Annotated in this window: 13 protein-coding genes; 9 read left to right on the top strand and 4 right to left on the bottom strand. The window is 68.3% G+C overall.

Annotated features, from left to right (window positions below; translation table 11 throughout):
- Positions 1-7 precede the first annotated feature (7 nt).
- Positions 8-1,273 (top strand): class I SAM-dependent methyltransferase, encoded by a 1,266-nt coding sequence (locus tag RUR_RS28005; RefSeq protein ID WP_283138206.1) that lies wholly within the window; start codon positions 8-10, stop codon positions 1,271-1,273.
- 63 nt (positions 1,274-1,336) lie between these two features.
- Here RUR_RS28005 and RUR_RS28000 read toward each other — a convergent pair whose 3' ends face one another.
- Positions 1,337-2,869, bottom strand: coding sequence for a long-chain-fatty-acid--CoA ligase (locus tag RUR_RS28000; RefSeq protein ID WP_283138205.1), 1,533 nt, complete (start codon positions 2,867-2,869; stop codon positions 1,337-1,339).
- Positions 2,870-3,081: 212 nt separating this feature from the next.
- On the opposite strand from RUR_RS28000, the gene RUR_RS27995 reads away from it, so the two are divergent.
- A complete protein-coding gene (locus RUR_RS27995) occupies positions 3,082-4,335 on the top strand; it encodes a cytochrome P450 (RefSeq protein WP_283138204.1) in 1,254 nt (417 codons plus the stop codon).
- A 10-nt stretch (positions 4,336-4,345) separates the two neighbouring features.
- Here RUR_RS27995 and RUR_RS27990 read toward each other — a convergent pair whose 3' ends face one another.
- Positions 4,346-5,899 carry a hypothetical protein gene (locus RUR_RS27990; RefSeq protein ID WP_283138203.1) on the bottom strand — a complete coding sequence of 518 codons (1,554 nt, stop codon included), beginning with the start codon at positions 5,897-5,899 and terminating at the stop codon, positions 4,346-4,348.
- A gap of 419 nt (positions 5,900-6,318) precedes the next feature.
- Here RUR_RS27990 and leuS point away from each other — a divergent pair, with 419 nt between their 5' ends.
- Positions 6,319-8,853 carry a leucine--tRNA ligase gene (leuS, locus tag RUR_RS27985; RefSeq protein ID WP_283138202.1) on the top strand — a complete coding sequence of 845 codons (2,535 nt, stop codon included), beginning with the start codon at positions 6,319-6,321 and terminating at the stop codon, positions 8,851-8,853.
- Between the two features lie 162 nt (positions 8,854-9,015).
- Here leuS and RUR_RS27980 read toward each other — a convergent pair whose 3' ends face one another.
- Positions 9,016-10,167: a MalY/PatB family protein gene (locus tag RUR_RS27980; RefSeq protein ID WP_283138201.1), complete on the bottom strand. Its 1,152-nt coding sequence runs from the start codon at positions 10,165-10,167 to the stop codon at positions 9,016-9,018.
- Positions 10,168-10,284: 117 nt separating this feature from the next.
- The gene (gene lexA, locus RUR_RS27975) at positions 10,285-10,959 is read right to left on the bottom strand and encodes a transcriptional repressor LexA (protein ID WP_428847032.1); all 675 of its coding nucleotides are present in this window, start codon (positions 10,957-10,959) and stop codon (positions 10,285-10,287) included.
- Between the two features lie 679 nt (positions 10,960-11,638).
- Between lexA and nrdR the strand changes: the two genes are divergently transcribed.
- From nrdR to RUR_RS27945, 6 genes are all read left to right on the top strand, one after another.
- Complete coding sequence (gene nrdR, locus RUR_RS27970) at positions 11,639-12,106, top strand: transcriptional regulator NrdR (protein WP_283138200.1); 468 nt, start codon at positions 11,639-11,641, stop codon at positions 12,104-12,106.
- A gap of 131 nt (positions 12,107-12,237) precedes the next feature.
- Positions 12,238-15,093: a vitamin B12-dependent ribonucleotide reductase gene (locus RUR_RS27965; RefSeq protein WP_283138199.1), complete on the top strand. Its 2,856-nt coding sequence runs from the start codon at positions 12,238-12,240 to the stop codon at positions 15,091-15,093.
- 256 nt (positions 15,094-15,349) lie between these two features.
- Positions 15,350-15,937 carry a TetR/AcrR family transcriptional regulator gene (locus tag RUR_RS27960; RefSeq protein ID WP_283138198.1) on the top strand — a complete coding sequence of 196 codons (588 nt, stop codon included), beginning with the start codon at positions 15,350-15,352 and terminating at the stop codon, positions 15,935-15,937.
- Between the two features lie 110 nt (positions 15,938-16,047).
- On the top strand, positions 16,048-16,692 hold the full coding sequence (locus RUR_RS27955; RefSeq protein ID WP_283138197.1) for an alpha/beta fold hydrolase: 645 nt from the start codon (positions 16,048-16,050) through the stop codon (positions 16,690-16,692).
- Positions 16,693-17,183: 491 nt separating this feature from the next.
- Entirely contained in the window at positions 17,184-18,644 is a 1,461-nt protein-coding gene (locus tag RUR_RS27950) for an AAA family ATPase (RefSeq protein WP_283138196.1), read from the top strand.
- A 277-nt stretch (positions 18,645-18,921) separates the two neighbouring features.
- Positions 18,922-20,769: an APC family permease gene (locus RUR_RS27945; protein WP_283138195.1), complete on the top strand. Its 1,848-nt coding sequence runs from the start codon at positions 18,922-18,924 to the stop codon at positions 20,767-20,769.
- Positions 20,770-21,108 lie beyond the last annotated feature (339 nt).

The following is a 21,108-nucleotide window of genomic DNA, read 5'->3' as shown; positions in this document are numbered from 1 at the left end:
CGGCGGTATGAGACTCAAACTCGCGGAGATCTTCGAACGCATCGTCGGGCCGGAGGCCGCGGTGGAGTTCGTCGCCTACGACGGCAGCAGCGCCGGGCCTTCGGGGGCCGAGATCCAGGTCGACGTTCGCACCCCGGTCGCCGTCGCCTACCTCGCCCAGGCTCCCGGAGAGCTGGGGCTGGCGCGTGCCTACGTCGCCGGCCACCTGGACGTGCGCGGAGACATGTACGAGGCGCTCTCCCGGATGTCCAACATCACGCTGGAGGACATGCCGGTCAAGGAGCGGCTGGCCACGGTGATCTCCCTGGGCACCAAGCCGTGGGCCAAGCGGATTCCCCCGCCGCCGCAGGAGGTACGGCGGAGCGCCCTGGCCCGCCTCGGTTCGCAGCACGCCAAGCAGCGGGACGCCGAGGCGATCCACCACCACTACGACGTGTCGAACCGGTTCTACGAGTGGGTGCTCGGTCCCTCCATGGCCTACACCTGCGCGGTGTACCCCGAGGCGGACTCCACCCTTGAGGAGGCGCAGTTCGCCAAGTTCGACCTGGTGGCCAGGAAGCTGGACCTTAAGCCGGGGATGCGGCTGCTCGACGTGGGCTGCGGCTGGGGCGGCATGGTCATGCACGCGGCCCGCGAGTACGGGGTGAAGGCGCTCGGCGTGACGCTCTCCCGGCAGCAGGCGGAGTGGGCGCAGAAGGCCGTCGCCGAGGCCGGGCTGTCCGACCTCTGCGAGGTCAGGCACCTGGACTACCGGGACGTCGTCGAGGGGGGATTCGACGCGGTCAGCTCGATCGGGTTGACCGAGCACATCGGCAAGGCCGAGCTCCCGGGGTACTTCCGCTTCCTCTACGGCAAGCTCAAGCCGGGCGGGCGGCTGCTCAACCACTGCATCACCCGGCCGACCGGGATCGAGCCGACCATCCGCAAGGGCGGCTTCATCAACCGCTACGTCTTCCCCGACGGGGAGCTTGAGTCGGTCGGTTACCTCATCCGCCAGATGGAGGACATCGGTTTCGAGATCCGCCACGAGGAGAACCTGCGGGAGCACTACGCCAAGACGCTGAAGGCGTGGTGCGACAACCTCGACGCCCACTGGGACGAGGCGGTGGCGGAGGTCGGCAGGGGCACCGCGCGGGTCTGGCGGCTCTACATGGCGGGCTCCCGCCTCGGATTCGACCGCAACAAGATCCAGCTCCACCAGGTGCTGTCGGTCAAGGTCCCGGGGAGCGGGGAGGCCGGCGTTCCACTCCGGCCGTCGCTCTCCTGGCCGTGATCGTCTAGACGCGCCGGTCGCGCGCTCATCGGCACGGCCCCCGTACCGATGAGCGCGCGCGGGTCAGCGGAGCTCGCGCTTGAGGATCTTGCCGCTCGCCGTCATCGGCAGCTCGTCCCGGAACTCCACGATCCGGGGGTACTTGTACGACGCCATGGTCTCCTTGGACCAGGCGATCAGCTCGTCCGCGGTCAGCTCCACACCGGGTTCGCGGATGACGAACGCCTTGACCTCCTCGCCGTGGCTCTCGTGCGGCACCCCGAGGACCGCGGCGAGCGAGACGGCCGGATGGGTCATCAGGACCTCCTCGACCTCCCGCGGGTAGATGTTGAACCCACCCCGGATGATCATGTCCTTCGCCCGGTCGTAGATGAAGTAGTAGCCGTCCTCGTCGCGCAGGGCGATGTCCCCGGTGCGGAACCACCCGTCCCGCATGACCTCCGCCGTCTCCTCCGGGCGGTTGAAGTAGCCCTTCATCACGTTGTGCCCGCGAATGGCGATCTCGCCGCGGCCCGTACCCTCGATCCTGCGCCACTCGTCGTCGATCAGGCACATCTCCACACCCCACACGGGCAGTCCGATCGAACCCTGCTTGGTGGGCCGGTCCGGGCGGTTGAAGGAGGTGACCGGGCTCGTCTCGGAGAGGCCGTACCCTTCCAGGATGCCGACTCCGAAGGTCTTCTTGAAGTCGGTGAGGATCTCCATCGGCAACGGCGCGGCACCGGAGACGGCCACCCGCAGGGAGGCGGGGGCCGAGGCGCGGCCCGCGCGGACCTCGTTGAGCATGGCCCAGTACATCGTCGGAACCGCGGCGATCAGGGTGGCTTGCTCCCGTTCCATCAGCGCGAGGGTGTCCGCGGCGTCGAAGCGCGGCACCAGCACGACGGTCGCGCGGCGGCGCATGCCCAGGTTCATGATGCAGGTCTGGCCGAAGGAGTGGAAGACGGGGAGCACCGCCATCAGCACGTCGTGTGCCGTCCGCTCGAACATCTCGTCGGCGACCATGGCGTTCATCACCATGTTCTGGTGGCTCAGCTCGGCGCCCTTGGGCTGTCCGGTGGTCCCGCTGGTGTAGAGGATGACCGCAGTGTCGTCGGGCGCCGCCTGGACGGTCTCGAAGGAGCCGGGCATGCCGCCGAGGGCCGCCCAGAAGCTCTCGCCGTACTCGGACTCGACGGCGAGGGGGGTCGCCGGCAGCACGAAGAAATGGTCGGTGACCGAGGAGTCCTTGAATCCGGTCAAGCCGCGCTCACCCATGCGGAGCTGCGGTGTGCCCTCGAAGCAGAAGTACGCCTTCGCGCCCGAGTCCTCAAGGTGGTAGGTGATCTCGCGTCCCTGCAGCAGGACGTTCAACGGGACGACGACGGCGCCCGCTTTGAGGATGCCGTAGTAGACGAAAGGGAAGTACGGGATGTTCGGACAGGATATGGCGACCTTGTCGCCTGGTCCGATCCCCCGGGAGACCAGGAGGTTCGCGACCTGGTTCGCGACCGTGTCCACCATGGAGTACGGGATGCGGAGGTCGCCGTAGACGAAGGCGTCGCGGTCAGGCGCCTCCCTGGCACTGTCCTCCAGGAGGATCGACAAATTGAGCACTAGATCTCCTCTCGAGGGGAAATACGCGGCTAACATTACCGGTGAGTAAGTAATTCGGATAGCCCAGGGAATAAGGGGTTCCAGCCGGTATTCGCCTGCCATGATGGAGGGACGGGGGCCTCCCGGAAGGGAGAGGAGGCCACTCCGCGCCGCGGTCCGCGTGCTCGGTCCTCGGGGCGTCTTCTTCGCCGTGAAACCGGAAAGGATTTTCGATGACGGCTGGGGCCATCGAGAAGGTGAGCGACTTCGACCTCTCCGACTGGGAATTCTGGGCACGTCCGATGCCCGAGCGGGAACGGGCATTCGAACTGCTTCGCGCCGAGCCGGGGCCGGTCTTCTTCGCGGAGCCCGTCGTCCCCTACGCGGAGCGCGGTCCGGGCTTCTACGCGCTGGCCTCCTACGCCGACATCGTCGAGGTGAGCCGCACCCCGGAGGTGTTCTCCTCGGCGGCCGGCGGGTCGACCAACATCGCCGACATGCCCCCCGAGTTCGCCGAGTACTTCGGCTCAATGATCAACATGGACGACCCGCGGCACGCCCGTCTCCGCAGAATCGTCTCGCGGGCGTTCACCCCGCGGATGATTCGGAAATTAGAGCGGGATGTCGAATTGGCGGCGTCGAGAATCGTCGACGAACTCCTTCTCACCGGGCCCGGCTGCGACTTCGTCCATGAGGTGGCGTCGAGGTTGCCCTTGAAGATCATATGCGACATGATGGGCATTCCGGAGAGTGAATATCGGTTTGTCCTCGACCGGACGAATATCATTCTGGGCGGTCTCGATCCCGAGTACCTGCCTCCGGATAATCTGGTCGAGACTCTGCTCACCGCGGCCGCGGAACTCCAGGGACTCGTCCAGGACCTCGCGGTCAGGCGATCCGGGAAGCCCGGCGACGACCTGCTCACCGCCCTGGTCGACGCGAACATCGACGGGGAGCGGCTCACCCTGGCCGAACTCGGGTCGTTCTTCATCCTGCTGGTCGTGGCCGGGAACGAGACGACCAGGAACGCCATCTCCCAGGGGCTCCTCCTGCTCACCCTCAACCCGGACCAGCGGGAGCTGTGGCTGTCCGACGTGGACGGGTACACGCCCGGCGCGATCGAGGAGATCGTCCGCCTGGCCTCACCCGTGAACTTCATGCGCAGGAAGGCGACCCGGGACCACGAGGTGAACGGGCATCTCTATCGGGAGGGCGACAAGGTCGCGCTCTTCTACTGGTCCGCCAACCGCGACACCCGGGTCTTCGCGGAGCCGTACCGATTCGACATCACCCGCTCCCCGAACCCGCACCTGGGGTTCGGCGGTCCCGGACCCCACTTCTGCCTCGGCGCCCACCTCGCCCGGCGGGAGGTCGCCGTGATGTTCCGGGAGCTGCTCCGGCGGACGCCCGCGATCGCCGCGGGTGAGCCGGAGCGGCTGCTCTCCAACTTCATCAACGGGATCAAGCACCTGCCGTGCGAGTTCTGAGCGCGGTCGGCTACGAGATCACTTTGAGGGACTTGAGCACGGTGTGGATGTCGGGCAGGATCCTCTTCTTGTTGTCCGGGATGGAGATGTAGAGGATCGAGGGCGTCTTGGCCCCGGTGTCGATCGCCGCCACCAGCATCGTCATGGAGGACTCACCGAGCGTGGACGCCTTCACGTTGTAAACGATCAAGCCGCCGGGGTGGCCGTCCACGGTGAGCCGCTGGGTCGCCACCCGGGTCGCGACCGCCTCCTTGGAGCTGAACTTGAGCTTCAGCCGGTACGCGGCCGCGTTGATGACGGGGACGAAGTCGTCCGGCCCCGCGTACTTGCCGGCGAGGCTGGGGTCGAGCGTGCCCGACATGACGTGCGCGTACACCGGCTGGCCGAGATGGTCGGTGCCGGCGGGGATGTACTGGCGCGCCGTGAAGCCGAACTCGCGCCGGACCGTGGTCCGCTGGTCTCGCTGCCAGGGCGTGCCGAGCGCGGCGTAGCCGAGGCGCGATTGGGCGTCGGCGACGCGTCCCACCACCGGCGAGGGACGGCCGGGGTAGCGGGGGAGCCGTTCCGACGACGGCTGCGTCGGTGTGGGCTTGGGGGTCGCCGAGGCTTTGGCCCCGGCGTTGTTCACCGGGATCCGGGCGGCACCGGTCCCGCCGGAGTCCTCGAACGGCTCGTAGATGATGACGATCGCCGCGACGAGGGCCAGCGCGGTCGACCCGACCAGCGCCCACGGCCAGACCCGGCGCCGGTGCTCGGGGCCGGCGTCGTCGTCGGCGCCGTCGAAGTCGTCTTCGAAGACCCGCTTGTAGAGCTCGTGCTGCCGCTGGGCCGGCGGGGTCTTGGGTCCGCTGATCTGTGCCGCGGTGACGAACGGGCGGTCCGCTTCCTCATGGTGTGCGGGACCTGTGCCGAGCCCCCCGGTGCGATCCTGGGCCATGGATGTCGTGCCTTCCGCGATCTCGCCGGTGTTGGCGGTGGTGGGCATGATCTCATGACTGGGCGCTGAACCGGGGGCGACGCCCGGGGCGCGAGTGTCGCGTGGCGCCGCCGGGACCGTCCCGTACCCGTGCCCGGGGGATGCGACCTGCTCCCGCATCGGGCCGTCCAGCGGTCCGGGGCCCGCCGGGTCGGGATACGCGGGGCGGGCCTGCCCCGCGGCGGCGTGCCCGGGGTCCTCGTACCGGGCGCCGCCGTACGGAGCCTGGCCGAGTGGGTCGGGGTACGGGGACCCCGCGTGCCCGGAGGAGTACGGGGAGACCGGCTCGGGGTGGTTCCGCTCGGCCTGCCGCGGGGAGTCGGCGGAGATCCGGGTGAGGAAGGCGGTCTGTTCCCCCTCCTCCGGGTCGGTCTCCTCGGCGGGCGGGACCATGTCCGTCGTGGCTGGCCGGGAGGCCTCCCAGGGAGGAGTGCGTTCCTCCTGGGGCACCGGGGTCTTGGGCTGGAACCAGGAGTCGCTGGACCACGGGCTCTCGGCCGTACCGGCCCCCAAGCCGTAGGGCTGCCTGCCCACCTGGCGGGGCGGTTGTCCGGCATCCGTCACGTCGTTCGGCTCTACTGGGGTCACGGCTGAAAAGAGTAGACTATCTATGACATTTGGATCATAGAAGCCTAAAGGGCGACATGTACCCGTTATCTCGACAGGGTCACCATGCATCCCCGGTATCCCGGAGACGATACCGGTTCGCCGGATTCCCCGGGAGGGCTTTCCCACCGATCGGACCCGCCCCGCTTCGCCGCAAGGGCCATGCCGACGACTTGCCGACTGCGCTACCCTTGGGGTATGCGAGCCGTCCGGCAGCTTCTTAGCGGGCCGCGTCGACCACGTCTTTGAGCCGGCCGCCCGGGTTCGGACCCGGGACCGGATCAGACCGTAGATGCGGCTACCCCTCGTGTGAGACGAGGGGTTTCTTTTTGGAAGCGGTCAGCTGAACGGACGAGGTGGCAGGCGAAGTGGGACACCACAATCGGATAGAGGGAAACACAGTGAGTGAGCCTGGCGAGGGGACCGACAAGCGCGACGAGGCGCGTTCGCGAGCCGGAGGCGAGCCGACCGGCGAGCACTACGACCCTGTCGCCCTCCAGGAGAAATGGCGGCGGCGCTGGGAGGAGTCGGAGCCCTACCGCGCCGGCGAGGACCCCGACGACACCCGTGAGCGGCGGTACATGCTCGACATGTTCCCCTACCCCTCGGGTGACCTGCACATGGGGCACGGCGAGGTCTTCGCGATCGGCGACGTCATCGCCCGATACTGGTTCCAGCGGGGCTTCAACGTGCTCCACCCGATCGGCTGGGACTCCTTCGGCCTGCCCGCCGAGAACGCGGCGATCAAGCAGGGGGAGCACCCGGCCACCTGGACCTACGCCAACATCGAGACCCAGGCCGGCTCGTTCAAGCGATACGGGATCTCCTTCGACTGGTCCCGGCGGCTGCACACCAGCGACCCCGAGTACTACCGGTGGAACCAGTGGCTTTTCCTGCGCTTCTTCGAGCGCGGCCTGGCCTACCGCAAGGGCGGACTGGTCAACTGGTGCCCGAACGACCAGACCGTGCTCGCCAACGAGCAGGTCGTGGCGGGCCGGTGCGAGCGGTGCGGGGCGGAGGTCGTCCGGCGCGAGCTGACCCAGTGGTATTTCAAGATCACTGACTATGCGGACCGGCTCGTGGACGACATGGCCCAGCTGGAGGGCTCCTGGCCCGACCGCCTGCTGACCATGCAGCGGAACTGGATCGGCCGCTCGCACGGCGCCGACGTCGCCTTCGAGATCGAAGGCCGGGCCGAGCCGGTCACCGTCTACACCACCCGTCCGGACACGCTGTTCGGCGCGACCTTCTTCGTGGTCGCCGTCGACGCCAAGCTCGCCGACGAGATCGTGACCGATGAGGCGCGCGAGGCGTTCGAGACCTACCGGGCCGAGGCCGCCAAACTCTCCGACATCGAGCGGCTCTCGCTGGAGAAGGAGAAGACCGGCGTCTTCCTGGGCCGGTACGCGGTGAACCCGGTCAACGGCGAGCGGATCCCGATCTGGGCGGCCGACTACGTCCTGTCCGACTACGGCCACGGCGCGATCATGGCGGTCCCCGCGCACGACCAGCGCGACCTGGACTTCGCACTCCGGTTCGGCCTGCCCGTCCGGGTCGTCCTGGAGACCGGCCTGGAGGATCCCGCCGAGACCGGTGTCGCCACGCCGGGCGAGGGCCGGCTGATCAACTCCGGTCCCCTGGACGGCCTGACCAAGGCGGAGGCGATCGACCGGATCATCGGGATCCTCGGCGAGCGCGGGCTGGGCAAGGCGACCGTCAACTACCGGCTGCGCGACTGGCTGCTGTCCCGGCAGCGCTTCTGGGGCACCCCGATCCCGATCATCCACTGCGCGGACTGCGGCGAGGTGCCGGTCCCCGACGAGCAGCTCCCCGTGGTCCTGCCGGACCTGCGCGGCGAGGCGCTGGCGCCCAAGGGGATCTCACCGCTGGCCTCCGCGACCGACTGGGTGACCGTGGAGTGCCCCAAGTGCGGTGGTACGGCGGCGCGGGACACCGACACGATGGACACCTTCGTCGACTCGTCCTGGTACTACCTGCGCTACTGCTCGCCCGGGTACACCGACGGGCCGTTCGACGTCGAGCGGGTCCGCCGCTGGGGCCCGATCGACCAGTACGTCGGCGGCATCGAGCACGCGGTGCTCCACCTGCTCTACAGCCGATTCGTCACCAAGGTCCTCCACGACATGGGGATGCTGGACTTCACCGAGCCCTTCATGCGGATGCTCAACCAGGGACAGGTGATCAACCAGGGCCGGGCGATGTCCAAGTCGCTCGGGAACGGCGTCGACCTGGGCAAGCAGATCGACGCGTTCGGGGTCGACGCGGTCCGCTTCACCATGATCTTCGCGGGCCCGCCCGAGGACGACATCGACTGGGCCGACGTCTCGCCCGCCGCCTCGCAGAAGTTCCTCGCCAGGGCCTTCCGGGTCATGGCGGAGGCGGGGAAGGCGAGTGGCCCGGACGTCTCGTTCGCCGACGGCGACCGGGAACTGCGCAAGGTCACCCACCGCACGATCGACGCGGTCACCCGGCTGATCGACTCCTACCGCTTCAACGTCGCCATGGCCCGGGCCATGGAGCTGACCTCGGCCACCCGTAAGGCGATCGACGCGTCGCCCGGCGGTGCGGCGGACCCCGCGGTGCGCGAGGCCGCCGAGACCCTGGCGATCGTTTTGTCGCTGGTCGCGCCGTACGTGGCCGAGGAAGGCTGGGAGCGGCTGGGCCGGCCGGGTTCGGTCGCCACGGCCGGTTGGCCGGTCGCCGACCCCGAACTGCTCGTCGTGGACGAGGTGACCTGCGTCGTCCAGGTCGCGGGCAAGGTCAGGGAGCGGCTGTCGGTCTCGCCCGACGTCTCGGAAGCCGAGCTGGAGACGCTCGCCCTGGCCTCGGCCAAGGTCCAGGGCTACCTCGGCGACAAGCCTCCCCGCAAGGTCATCGTCCGGGCACCCAAGCTCGTCAACATCGTTCCCGGCTGATCGGATTCCGGTACGGCCGAGGGCGCCTTTCCGGCCGTGGGCGGGACCGGGGTTTCCCGGCCTTGCCCACGACGCGGAGGCCCCTCGGTGTTCGAGACTCCGGTACGGCCGACGGCGGTGTCCACCGGGCCGGGTGCCGGTCCGGTCCGGGTCTTGCGGCCTTCAGGACCGGATACGGCCGACGGCGGCGTCCATCCGGGTGAGGATCTCGGCCAGCACCGGTGTCGGGGTGGCGAAGTTCAGCCTGACGTAGCCCGCACCACTGGGGCCGAACGTCGGCCCGGAGATCAGAAGCACCCCGGCCTCGCGGAGGAAGAACTCCGCGGGGTCGGCGAGGCCGAGGGCGGAGCAGTCGAGCCAGGCGAGATAGGTGGCCTCGGGGAGACGGTAGCCGATGCCCTCCGGGAGCCGATCGGCGACGAGCCGCCGGTTCTCCTCCAGGGTGGCCAGGGTCCGCTCCAGCCAGGCGTCGCCTTCCCGCCAGGCGGCGAGGGTGGCCGTCACGCCGAGGACGTTCACCTCGCCGTAGATGTGCCGCGGCTCGGCGGCCAGCGCCGCCCAGGCGCCGTCCGCGCCGAAGTGGACCGCGCAGCAGCGGACACCGGCCAGGTTGAAGGCTTTGGTGGCGGAGGTCAGGGTGATCGTCCGCGTCGGGGCGAGCGAGCCGAACGGGATGTGCTTGCCGGGGGCGTAGACCAGGTCGGCGTGGATCTCGTCGGAGAGCACCAGCAGGTCGAGTTCTTCGGCGAGCGCGGCGAGGCTCTCCAGTTCGTGGGAGCGGAACACCCGGCCGGTGGGGTTGTGCGGGTTGACCAGGAGCAGGACCCGGCAGCCGGTCCGCACGAGCTCGGAGGTGAGCCGCACCAGGTCGAACTCCCAGCCGTTCTCGCCGGCCTGGAGCGGGATGGGCAGCGCCGGACGGTCCATGTCCGCGAGGGTGTCGAGGAACGGGTGGTAGGCGGGGGTGTGGATCGCGATGTGATCGCCGGGTTTGGTCATCAGGCGGAGGATGAGCTGAAGCGCCTGGTTGATGTCGCAGTACGCCCGTACGCGGGAGGGGTCGGGACTGAAACCGTACCGCTTGGCCATCCGCTCGGCGAAGGCCTCCCCGAGGGGGGCGCCGTCCTGTGCTTCGAGCCAGGCGGGATAGCCGAGGTCGGTGTCGATGCGGTGGACGAGGGCTTGACGTACGACCTCGGGAACGGGGAAGTCCATGTCGGCGACCCAGGCGGGGATCACCCCGGGTCCGGCCTGTGCCCATTTGATGCCGTCGCGGTTCGCGAACCCGGAAAGATCAAGATCGTTGGCAGTCACACCCCTATCGTAGATAGGTATGTCCGGGTTTGTAGTTGAGTGCCCCGCTGAAGGACAGGCCGAGTCGAGACTCGGCCGGTCTCAAATCCCGTTATCGATAACTTGTCCGGATTCGCATTAGACCTTCCGGAGTACCGCCACGACTCGGCCGAGAATGGTCGCCTCATCGCCGGGAATCGGCTCATAGGTGGGGTTGTGCGGCATAAGCCACACGTGTCCGTCGCGGCGTTTGAAGGTTTTGACGGTCGCCTCGCCTTCGATGAGGGCGGCGACGATGTCCCCGTTGTCGGCCACCGGCTGCTGGCGCACCACGACCCAGTCGCCGTCGGCGATCGCGGCACCGATCATCGAGTCGCCGGTCACCTGGAGCAGGAACAGGGTGCCTTCGCCGACCAGCTGCTTGGGCAGGGCGAAGACGTCCTCGATGGCCTCCTCGGCGAGGATGGGACCACCTGCGGCAATCCGGCCGACAAGCGGGACGTAGGCCGCGGTGGGGCGGCTCACCGGCTCCTCGTTGGAGTCGGGGTCGACCCAGAGCACCGGCTCACCCGGGAGTCTCACCTCGACCGCGCGGGGGCGGTGGGGATCCCGGCGCAGGTAGCCCTTGCGCTGCAATGCGGTGAGCTGGTGGGACACACTGGAGGTGCTGGTGAGCTGAACCGCTTCACCGATCTCTCGCATCGAGGGCGGGTAGCCGCGCTGCTGCACGGAGTCCCGGATCACCTCAAGGATCTTGCGTTGCCGGGGGGTGAGCCCGAGCGAATCCCTGCGCCGCAGGGCCAGGTCGCTCACAGCGCCGTCGCTCCTCTTGCCCGCCTCGCTCGCGGGCTCCACGCGTGGACGCCGGACACTCTGCTCACCGGCTTGCTCGCTCACTTGTTCACCTCCATATAGCAAAACTCCTTATTTCATGGGGCAACGCTATCGATAATCATCAATATTATCCAATGCCAGTTCGAAAGTGTTGCGCCCTCTCGGAATGGCGCGCGCCACCATCGTACGACAGTTCGATCGAAGTGGTGTTCGACTTCGAAGATCTTTTTAGGTCGCTTCACGCAGGTGTGCCGTGGGCGGAATCCATACCTCAGTATGGGGCTTCATTACACCGTGTAGTCGTCCCGGCGCGGTCCGGCGGCGGGTTCGTGAGGAAAATACTCGGTGCGGTGATGAGAATCGCCCAGCGGCGCGGGGTTTCGGTGTGGGGGAGGGGCCCGTTTCCCGGGGTCCGGCGGGCCTGTGGGAGGGTGGGCGCGGTCCTTCGGGGACGGCTCCGCGCGAGGTCTCCGCGCGACACGCCGAAGGGGTCGGCCCGCGCCTGTTCTGAGCAGGGCATTCGGCGACGGCACCATCATCAACTTGCGTACCGGCTGCACCGCTTCTAGGTTAGGACCACAACATCTAGTAGTTACATCAGTGTGATTCACCACCAGTTGTGTTCTTGTGGTGGTGGCATGGGAGGGAGGCGGCGTTCGTGCACTGTCCGTTCTGCCGTCATCCGGACAGCCGAGTGATAGACAGCCGGTCCACCGAGGACGGCGCCGCCATCCGACGACGCAGGGCGTGTCAGGAGTGCGGGCGCAGGTTCACGACCCAGGAGACCGTGCTGCTGATGGTGAGCAAGCGCAGTGGGGTGACGGAGCCCTTCTCGCGGGAGAAGGTCGTCGCCGGCGTCCGCAGGGCGTGTCAGGGACGGCCGGTGACAGAGGATTCCCTCGCCCAGCTCGGGCAGCGCGTCGAGGAGAGCATCCGGAGCACCGGATGCGCCGAGATCACCTCCCACGAGGTGGGGCTCGCGATTCTCGGGCCGCTCAGAGACCTGGACGAGGTGGCCTATCTGCGGTTCGCCTCCGTCTATCGGGGGTTTGAGACGCTGGCCGATTTCGAGGCGGAGATCGTGGCGCTTCGGGAAAGCAAGCCGGACGGGGAAACGCGGGCTTAACAGGTGCCCGGCTCGGCGTTCCAATAGAGGGGGGACGAGAGCGGGCGGTGGAGATTTCAATCCCTGGCGCCGGGGGCGACGGCGCGGCGACGAGGAGACGGGCTCAACCGAGCCCCAAGATGGGAAATGTCATGACCGAGACGGTGAGTGGATCAGTGACCCGCGGTGGCAAAGGGGTTCGAAAGGGCTTGAAGATGAAGCGGATCTTCACCAAGCCCGGGATTCATCCGTACGACGAGGTGCGCTGGGAACGCCGCGACGTCGTCATGACCAATTGGCGGGACGGCTCGATCAACTTTGAGCAGCGCGGAGTGGAGTTCCCCGACTTCTGGTCGGTGAACGCGGCGAACATCGTGACCACCAAGTACTTCCGCGGCGCGGTGGGCACCCCGGCGCGGGAGTGGAGCCTGAAGCAGCTGGTCGACCGGGTGGTCGGCGTCTACACCCGGACCGGTCGCGAGTACGGCTACTTCGCCACGGACGAGGACGCCGAGATCTTCGACCACGAGCTGAAGCACGCCTTGGTCCACCAGATCTTCAGCTTCAACTCGCCCGTGTGGTTCAACGTGGGCACCCTCTCGCCCCAGCAGGTGAGCGCCTGCTTCATTCTCGCCGTGGACGACACCATGGAGTCGATCCTGGAGTGGTACAAGGAAGAGGGTGTCATCTTCAAGGGCGGTTCGGGTTCCGGGGTGAACCTCTCCCGCATTCGCTCCAGCAAGGAGCTGCTCTCCAGCGGCGGTACGGCCAGCGGCCCGGTCTCCTTCATGCGCGGGGCGGACGCCTCCGCCGGAACGATCAAGTCCGGTGGCGCCACCCGGCGGGCCGCCAAGATGGTGGTGCTCGACGTGGACCACCCCGACATCGGCGAGTTCATCGACACCAAGGCCCGTGAAGAGGACAAGATCCGCGCGCTCCGGGACGCCGGGTTCGACATGGACCTCGGCGGCAAGGACATCGTGTCGGTGCAGTACCAGAACGCCAACAACTCGGTCCGGGTCTCCGACGAGTTCATGCGGGCGGTCGAGGAAGGCGGGAGCTTCGGCCTCCGCGCCAGGCTCACCGGCGAGGTCATCGAGGAGGTCGACGCCAAGTCGCTCTTCCGCCGGATGGCCAAGGCCGCCTGGGAGTGCGCCGACCCCGGACTCCAGTACGACGACACCATCAACACCTGGCACACCTGTCCCGAGACCGGTCGGATCACCGCGAGCAACCCCTGCTCGGAGTACCTCCACCTGGACAACTCCTCCTGCAACCTGGCGAGCATCAACCTGCTCAAGTTCCTGCGCGAGGACAACACCTTCGACGTCGGGAGCTTCGTCAAGCTCACCGAGCTGATCATCACGGCGATGGACGTCTCGATCACGTTCGCGGACTTCCCGACCGAGAAGATTCGGGACACCACCCGGGCCTACCGGCAGCTCGGCATCGGCTACGCCAACCTGGGCGCGCTGCTCATGGCGACGGGCCACGCCTACGACTCCGACGGCGGCCGGGCCGTGGCCGGGGCGATCACCTCGCTGATGACCGGAACCTCCTACCGGCGCAGCGCCGAGCTGGCCGCGATCGTCGGGCCGTACGACGGGTATCAGCGCAACGCCGACGCGCACCGCCGGGTCATGGGCATGCACGCCGACGCCAACGCCCGCCTGGCCACGGTCAACGAGATGGACCGGAAGATCCACGTCGAGGCCACCCGGCAGTGGGCGGAGTGCCTCAAGCTCGGCGACAAGCACGGCTACCGGAACGCGCAGGCCTCGCTGCTCGCCCCGACCGGCACCATCGGCCTGATGATGGACTGCGACACGACCGGCATCGAGCCGGACCTGGCGCTGGTCAAGTTCAAGAAGCTGGTCGGCGGCGGCTCCATGCAGATCGTCAACCAGACGATCCCGCGGGCGCTGCGCCAGCTCGGCTACCAGGACGAGCAGATCGAGGCGATCGTCGAGCACATCGCCGAGCACGGCCACGTGGTCGACGCGCCGGGGCTGCGGCAGGAGCACTACGAGGTGTTCGACTGCGCGATGGGCGACCGGGTGATCGCGCCGATGGGCCACGTCCGGATGATGGCGGCGACCCAGCCGTTCCTGTCCGGCGCGATCTCCAAGACCGTCAACCTGCCCGAGTCGGCCACCCTGGAGGACATCGAGGAGGTCTACCTGGAGGGCTGGCGCCTCGGGTTGAAGGCCCTCGCGGTCTACCGGGACAACTGCAAGGTCGGCCAGCCGCTGTCGGTCGCGAAGACCGAAAAGAGCGACAAGACCGACTCGGCGAAGGCCGCCGCCACCGAGGCCGCCAAGCCGCAGGCCGTACCGGCCGCGGACGTGGCGCGGCCGAAGCGGCGGCGGATGCCCAGCCAGCGGCCCAGCCTGACCACGCGGTTCTCGGTGGCGGGCGCCAAGGGCTACATGACCGCCTCGTCCTACCCCGACGACGGCGTCGGCGAGGTCTTCCTGAAGATGTCCAAGCAGGGCTCGACCCTGGCCGGCGTCATGGACGCGTTCTCCGTCGCCATCTCCATCGGCCTGCAGTACGGCGTGCCGCTGGAGACCTATGTCGAGAAGTTCGTGAACATGCGCTTCGACCCGGCGGGCATGACCGACGACCCGGACATCCGGATGGCGTCGTCGGTGATGGACTACATCTTCCGGCGTCTCGCGCTCGACTACCTCAGCTATGAGGAGCGGGCCGGCCTCGGCATCCTGTCCGCCGCCGAGCGCATGGCCGAGCTGCGCGGGGAGGACCCGGCGTCCCTGCACACCGAGGTGGTCGTGGACACCGAGGCGCTCGCCCAGTCCGCGCCGATCGAGGACCGTGCCCTGGCCGACGCCCCGGCTCCGCCCGCAGCCTCTTCCGACCCGGTGCTGGAGAGCCACAGTGGCCGTACGGCGGACGCGCCGCTCTGCATGACCTGCGGAACCAAGATGCGTCCGGCGGGCAGCTGTTACGTCTGCGAAGGCTGCGGCAGCACCAGCGGCTGCAGCTGACTCCCCGAAGTCATCCGGTTAACCGGAACTCGACGCTTCGGTTGAGGTCTCGGTGATGCTGGGTTGTAAGGAGGTTCGGTCTTTGGGCCGGACCTCCTTGCTATTGACGTAGGGGGTCCTCACGTCAACTTCCGGTTTGTCCGGGGGCTTCACGTCGGCCTCCGGAAAGGAGCGGGTGAGATCTGCGGCTTGCGTCGGCCGGGCGCCCACAGAGTATTGTATGAACAAAAAACCAGATTGTTCATATGGAGATGATATGCCGCCGGCGTTCTCCGAGGAAGAGCGGGCGCGGATCATCGAGCGGTTGCTCGACACCGCCACCCGCCTCTTCTCGACCCAGGGCCTGCGCAAGACGTCACTGGAAGAGCTGACGACCCCCGCAGGCATCGCCAAGTCCTCGATCTACGCCTTCTACGACTCCAAGGAGGACCTCTACTTCGAGGTCATGCTGCGGCAGTACGAGGGGGTGCGGCGGCGCGTGATCGACGAAGGGCTCAACCGCGGCACCGACACCCGCGACAGCCTGCGGCGCTTCCTGCGTGCCACGGTCGCCGAACTCGACACCAACCCGCTCTACCGGCGGCTGATGTCCCACCCGCAGGAGATGGCCGCAGTGGCCGCCAAGCTCACCCCCGAGCGGATGGCCGCCGCGGAGGACGGCCCGATGGCCGATCTGCTCCAGTTCCTCGACACCCGGCTGGAAGGCGATCCGCAGGTACTGCTCGGCGTGCTGCGCGCGGTCCTGCTGACCCCGCTGTACGCCGAACACCTGGACGCCGACATCTACCCGTCCGTGATGGACCGCCTGATCGATGCCGTCACGGAAGGGCTCACCTCATGCTGAACGACCTGCCGTACCTGTCGGCCGGTGAAGGACCACCCCTGGTCGTCCTGCTCTAAACCCCGCAAGCGGCCAACCCGAGAGGCTTGGCGCGCTGGTCCACGATGCGGCTGGTGCGACCGTTCACCGAGCATTTCACCGTCTACGTCGTCAACCGCCGACCTGGGCTGCCACCCGGCACGACGATGACCGACCTCGCCGCCGTCTACGCGCAGGCGATCAGAACCACCTTCGAGGCCCCGGTGAACATGCTGGCCATCTCCACCGGCGGATCCATCGCCCTTCAACTCGCCGCCGACCATCCCGGCCTGGTCGACCGCCTCGTCCTGGCCGGGACGGCCTGCGCCCTCGGCCCCATCGGCAGGCGAGCCCAGCGCGCCTACATCGAGCGCGCACGCCAAGGCAGGCGGCCGAGCCCCGCGCTGGCCGAGGTCGTCACGGAATCGACGATCGGCCGAAGGCTGCTCGAAGCCCTGCTGTGGCTGTCCGACAGCGGCCACGAAGACCACACCGACGCCGTCATCGCCCTCGACGCCGAGGACGGCTTCGACCTGCGTGGACGGCTGCATGACATCAAGGCGGCCACGCTGCTGATCCAGGGCGACAGGGACCTGGTCTACCCGCTGGAACTGGCCCGGCAGACGGTGGAAGGCATCCCGGACGCCCAGCTCGTCGTCTACCCGGGCCGAAGCCACAGCGGCACGTTCACCGACAAACGGTTCGCTTCGGACGCCCTGGCCTTCCTGACGGACAGTTGATCAACGCACGCGGTGCCCGAGTCCTCGGCGAGTCCGGCGAACGATCACTTACCGGCCGGGAAGTGATCTTGAAATTCGGCCTCGACCGCAGGCCACGCCCACGCGTGAACACCCCGACGGCATCAAAGCGCCACCGACAGGCTGTCCAGCGCACCAACGGCTCCGACGTGTCCGACAACTCGGCACACCCATGACTCCTGTCAGGTCCCAAGATCCCCGGCCACGGCGCAGCGGATGCGCTGTCCGGTGTCACGGGCCCAACGACACAGCCGCCGGTCGCGGCGCGGACCGATCGCCTGCCCGTGCTCACGACCTTGTGGCACGAACCGGCTTGACGTGTGTCGGCGAAGCGCCGGCATCCCGGTATCCGGCTGTAGCGGCGCCTCCGTCCGGTTGTCGCCGGTCCGTTCCCGCGTGACTCGCGGCTTCCGTGAGAAGCTGAGAGAAGTACAGTTATCAGAACTGTACTTCTCTCAGCTTCTGGAGGCCGTATGCGAAAGCCGGCGAGCATGTTCGACCGTGATCGTGAATGGTCGATGCTGGTGAAGTTCGCGGCGGACGAGCAGCCGGGTGCCACGCTCGGTGTCGTCTCGGGGCGCCGCCGCCAGGGCAAGAGCTTCCTGCTGGAGTCGCTCTGCCAGGAACTGGGCGGGTTCTACTTCTCCGCGCAGGAGGCGACCGACGCCGAGTCGCTCGCACTCATCGGGAAGGCGTTGACCCGCTACCTCGATCCGGCCATCCCTTTCACGCCGTCGGACTGGCCCATGGTGATCGATGCTCTGCTGAGGATCGGCCGGGATCGTCCGGTCCCCGTCGTGATCGATGAGTTCCCCTATCTCGTCCGTGCCAACCCCGCGCTGCCTTCGGCCATCCAGGGTGCCTATGCTCCACGCAGGCCCGAGCGCACGACCTCCCGAACCCGGCTGCTGCTGTGCGGTTCGGCCATGTCGTTCATGGGCGGACTGCTTTCGGGTAACGCGCCGTTGCGTGGACGGGCGTCGCTCGACCTGCCGGTGAACACCCTCGACTACCGGCTCGCCGCTCGGTTCTGGGAGTTGGCCGACCCGCGGCTCGCGCTGCTCGTTCACGCCGTCGTCGGCGGCACGCCCGCCTACCGCACCGAGATGATCCGTTACGACGCGCCCCGGAATCCGGACGACTTCGACGACTGGATCGTGCGGGCCGTGCTGTCCCCGGGCAGCCCGATGTTCCTGGAAGCGAGGTACCTGCTGGCGGAGGAGCCCGACCTGCGAGATGGTGCTATCTACCATTCGGTGCTCAGCGCCATCGCCGAGGGCAACAGCGGGCGCGGTGGGATCGCCGGCCATGTGGGCCGTAAGAGCAACGAGCTCTCTCATCCGCTGACGGTGCTTGAGGGCGCCGGGCTCATAGCCCGCGAGACCGACGCCTTCCGTGCCAACCGTACCGACTTCCGGATCAGCGAGCCGCTGCTCACTTTCTATCACGTGATGATGCGTCCCTTCTGGCCACAGCTCACGCGGGCCACCGCCACCGACCGGATCTGGCAGCGGGCCAGGCAGCGGTTCACCGGGAATGTCCTTGGCCCGCACTTCGAGCGGCTGTGTCGCGACTGGACGCTCCACTTCGCCGAAGACCGTTTCGGTGGCTGGCCCGTTCAGGTGACCGCGGGGACCGTCAACGACCCGACCGGCCGGACCACCCACCAGGTGGATGTCGCGGCTGTCGGGCACGCCGACGACGGCAAGCCGCCGCTGCTCGCGATCGGTGAGGTCAAGTGGGGCGACATCATGGGGGAGGGACATCTCCAACGGCTTCGACATATCCGCGATCTCATCGCCCGCGGCGACAGGTACGACACCTCCCAGACTCGCTTGGTCTGCTACTCCGGTTCGGGTTTCACCGAGGAGCTCTCCCAGGCGCGTCGGCGTGGTGAGGTTGACCTGGTCGGACTCGACGACCTGTACGGCTGACGCCTGGCGCGAGGCCGGGACGGGTTTGCCGGTTCCCTTGTGCCGAGACTTCACCGAACTCCGGATACCGCACCGGAGCACGGTGAGCCAGGGCGATCGGGAAGACGGCGCAAGGCGATGTGGTCGTTCCGCCAGGATGTGGGATTCCCGCGGGGCCGAAGCGGATCGTGGCCTGGGCTTAACGCATTCCATACGCTCCGACCAGGGGTTTCGGGGAATCATCCGCGCAGGGCCATGGGCGAACCACGGCAGCGGATGACGTGGAGCGGAGACGGCTGTGCCTGCGAGCGCCAAGGATGCCGCCGGCGCGGATCGCCCCGCCCGCCACCGCGCGGTCAAGCGCCGTGAACGGGATCGGCTGACCGTCCCGCAAGGGGTTGCCTCGCTGTCGCTGGACGCGCTGGCCTCCGTGGCGTACGGGCCGGAGGCGATCGTGGTGGTGCTGGCGGTGGCCGGCAGCCGGGGGCTGGGGTTCACGCTGCCCGTCACGCTGGCCATCGTGGTGCTGCTGGCCGTGCTGACGACCTCCTACCGGCAGGTGATCGCCGCTTTCCCGAACGGCGGCGGCGCGTACGCGGTCGCCGGGCGGTACCTGGGCCGGCGGGTCAGCCTGATCGCCGCCGCCTCACTGATCATCGACTACGTGCTCAACGTCGCGGTGTCGGTCTCCGCCGGAGTCGCCGCGCTCACCTCGGCCTTTCCCGCCCTCCACGGCGAGCGGGTCCTGCTGTGCACGGTCGTGCTGGCGCTGATCACGGGCGTCAATCTGTACGGCGTCGCGGAGTCGGCCAAGGTGATGATCGTGCCGACCCTGCTCTTCGTCGTGGCGATCGCCGCCGTCGTGCTGGCCGGATTGGTGCGTGCACACCCCGCCACCGAGCCCAGCCATCCGGCCGCCTCCGCCACGACCACCGTCGGTGTGCTGTTGCTGCTGCGCGCCTTCGCCTCCGGCTGCTCGGCGTTGACCGGCGTCGAAGCCATCGCGAACGCCGTTCCCAACTTCCGCACCCCCCGGGTCAAGCGGGCCCAGCTCACCGAAGTCATGCTCGGCGTCCTGCTGGGGACGATGCTGATCGGCCTGGCTCTCCTGATCGACAAGTTCCATGTCGCCCCCAGCGGTACCAAGACCGTCCTGGCCCAGGTCACCGATGCGGCACTCGGCCACAACATCGCCTTCTACCTCGTGCAGTTCGCCACCATGCTGATCCTGGCCCTGGCGGCCAACACCTCCTTCGGCGGTATGCCCGTCCTGGCCTCGCTCCTGGCCCACGACAACCACCTGCCGCACGTTTTCGGGCTCCGGGCCGATCGGCAGGTCTACCGGTACGGCGTCACGGTGCTCGCCGTCGCCGCCTTGGTCCTGCTCATCGTCGCCGAGGGGAACACCCAGACGCTGGTGCCGTTCTTCGCCATCGCGGTGTTCATCGGTTTCACCCTCTGCCAGGCCGGTATGGTCAGGCACTGGCATCGCGAACGCGGTCGCGGCTGGCGCGGGCACGTCGCCCTCAACGGCCTGGGCGCACTGCTCACCGCCGGGGCCCTCGGTGTTCAACTGGTCGCGAAGTTCTCCGAGGGCGGCTGGCTGGTGTTCCTCGTCGTCGCCGGCTTGGCCGCGCTGTTCGAACTCGTGCACCGCACCTACCTGCGTATCGGCGTCGCACTGCACCTGGGGGAGGTACCCGCCCGCCCCGAACCCCGCCGCTCGCTGGTCATCGTCCCGGTCGGCGCGGTGAACCTGCTCACCCAGGAGGCGATCGGCGCCGCGCTGTCCCTCGGCGACGAGGTCCGCGCGCTCACCGTCGTCCACCCCGAGGATCGGGACGCCAGGTCCGCCGACGAGGTGCGCCGGGCGTGGAACGTCTGGCAGCCCCACGTACCCCTCATCGTGCTGCACAGCCGGACCCGCTCCCTGACCCGGCCGATCGTCGACTACCTGCACGCCGCCGTCGCCGAGGGCGCGCACGACCGGCTCGTCGTCCTCATCCCTGAGTCGCATCTGCCGAGGTCCTGGCAGCGGCTGCTGCAGAACCAGCGGGCGGCGGTCTTGGACCGCGCGATCCGCCGCCACACCGACGCCGTCATCTGCCGCCTGCGCATCCCCGTCCGCCTCAACGGCGGCACCTGACGTCCGTACGCTCGACCGATCGTTTGAGCGGGCCGAGGCGGTGTCGGCCGTCGCGAAGGTGCGGACCGTGGGATACCCGCTCGCGGGCCGGCTCCGAAGAAGACGAGCCTCGCGCGGTGGGCGTCGAGCGGTCGGCCGCGAGCGGGTGACCCGGAGCTTACGGCGATCGGGAGAACACGGCGAAGAGCGCGGTGGCCGACCCCCGTGAGGGCGATCCGGACACAGCCGCGTGTCCGCTCCACCCGGCATGGGCGGGACGGAGCCGTTCCGGGTATACCCACTGCCCGGCGGCAGAGGGGGTACGGGCGCCGCGTGGGCACCGGCACCCGCCGTACCCAC

Source organism: Rhizohabitans arisaemae, from assembly GCF_025996515.1.
GTDB classification, from domain to species: Bacteria; Actinomycetota; Actinomycetes; order Streptosporangiales; family Streptosporangiaceae; genus Rhizohabitans; species Rhizohabitans arisaemae.
Note: the sequence above shows the minus strand (reverse complement) of the source record. Positions and strands in the feature narration are given on the sequence as shown.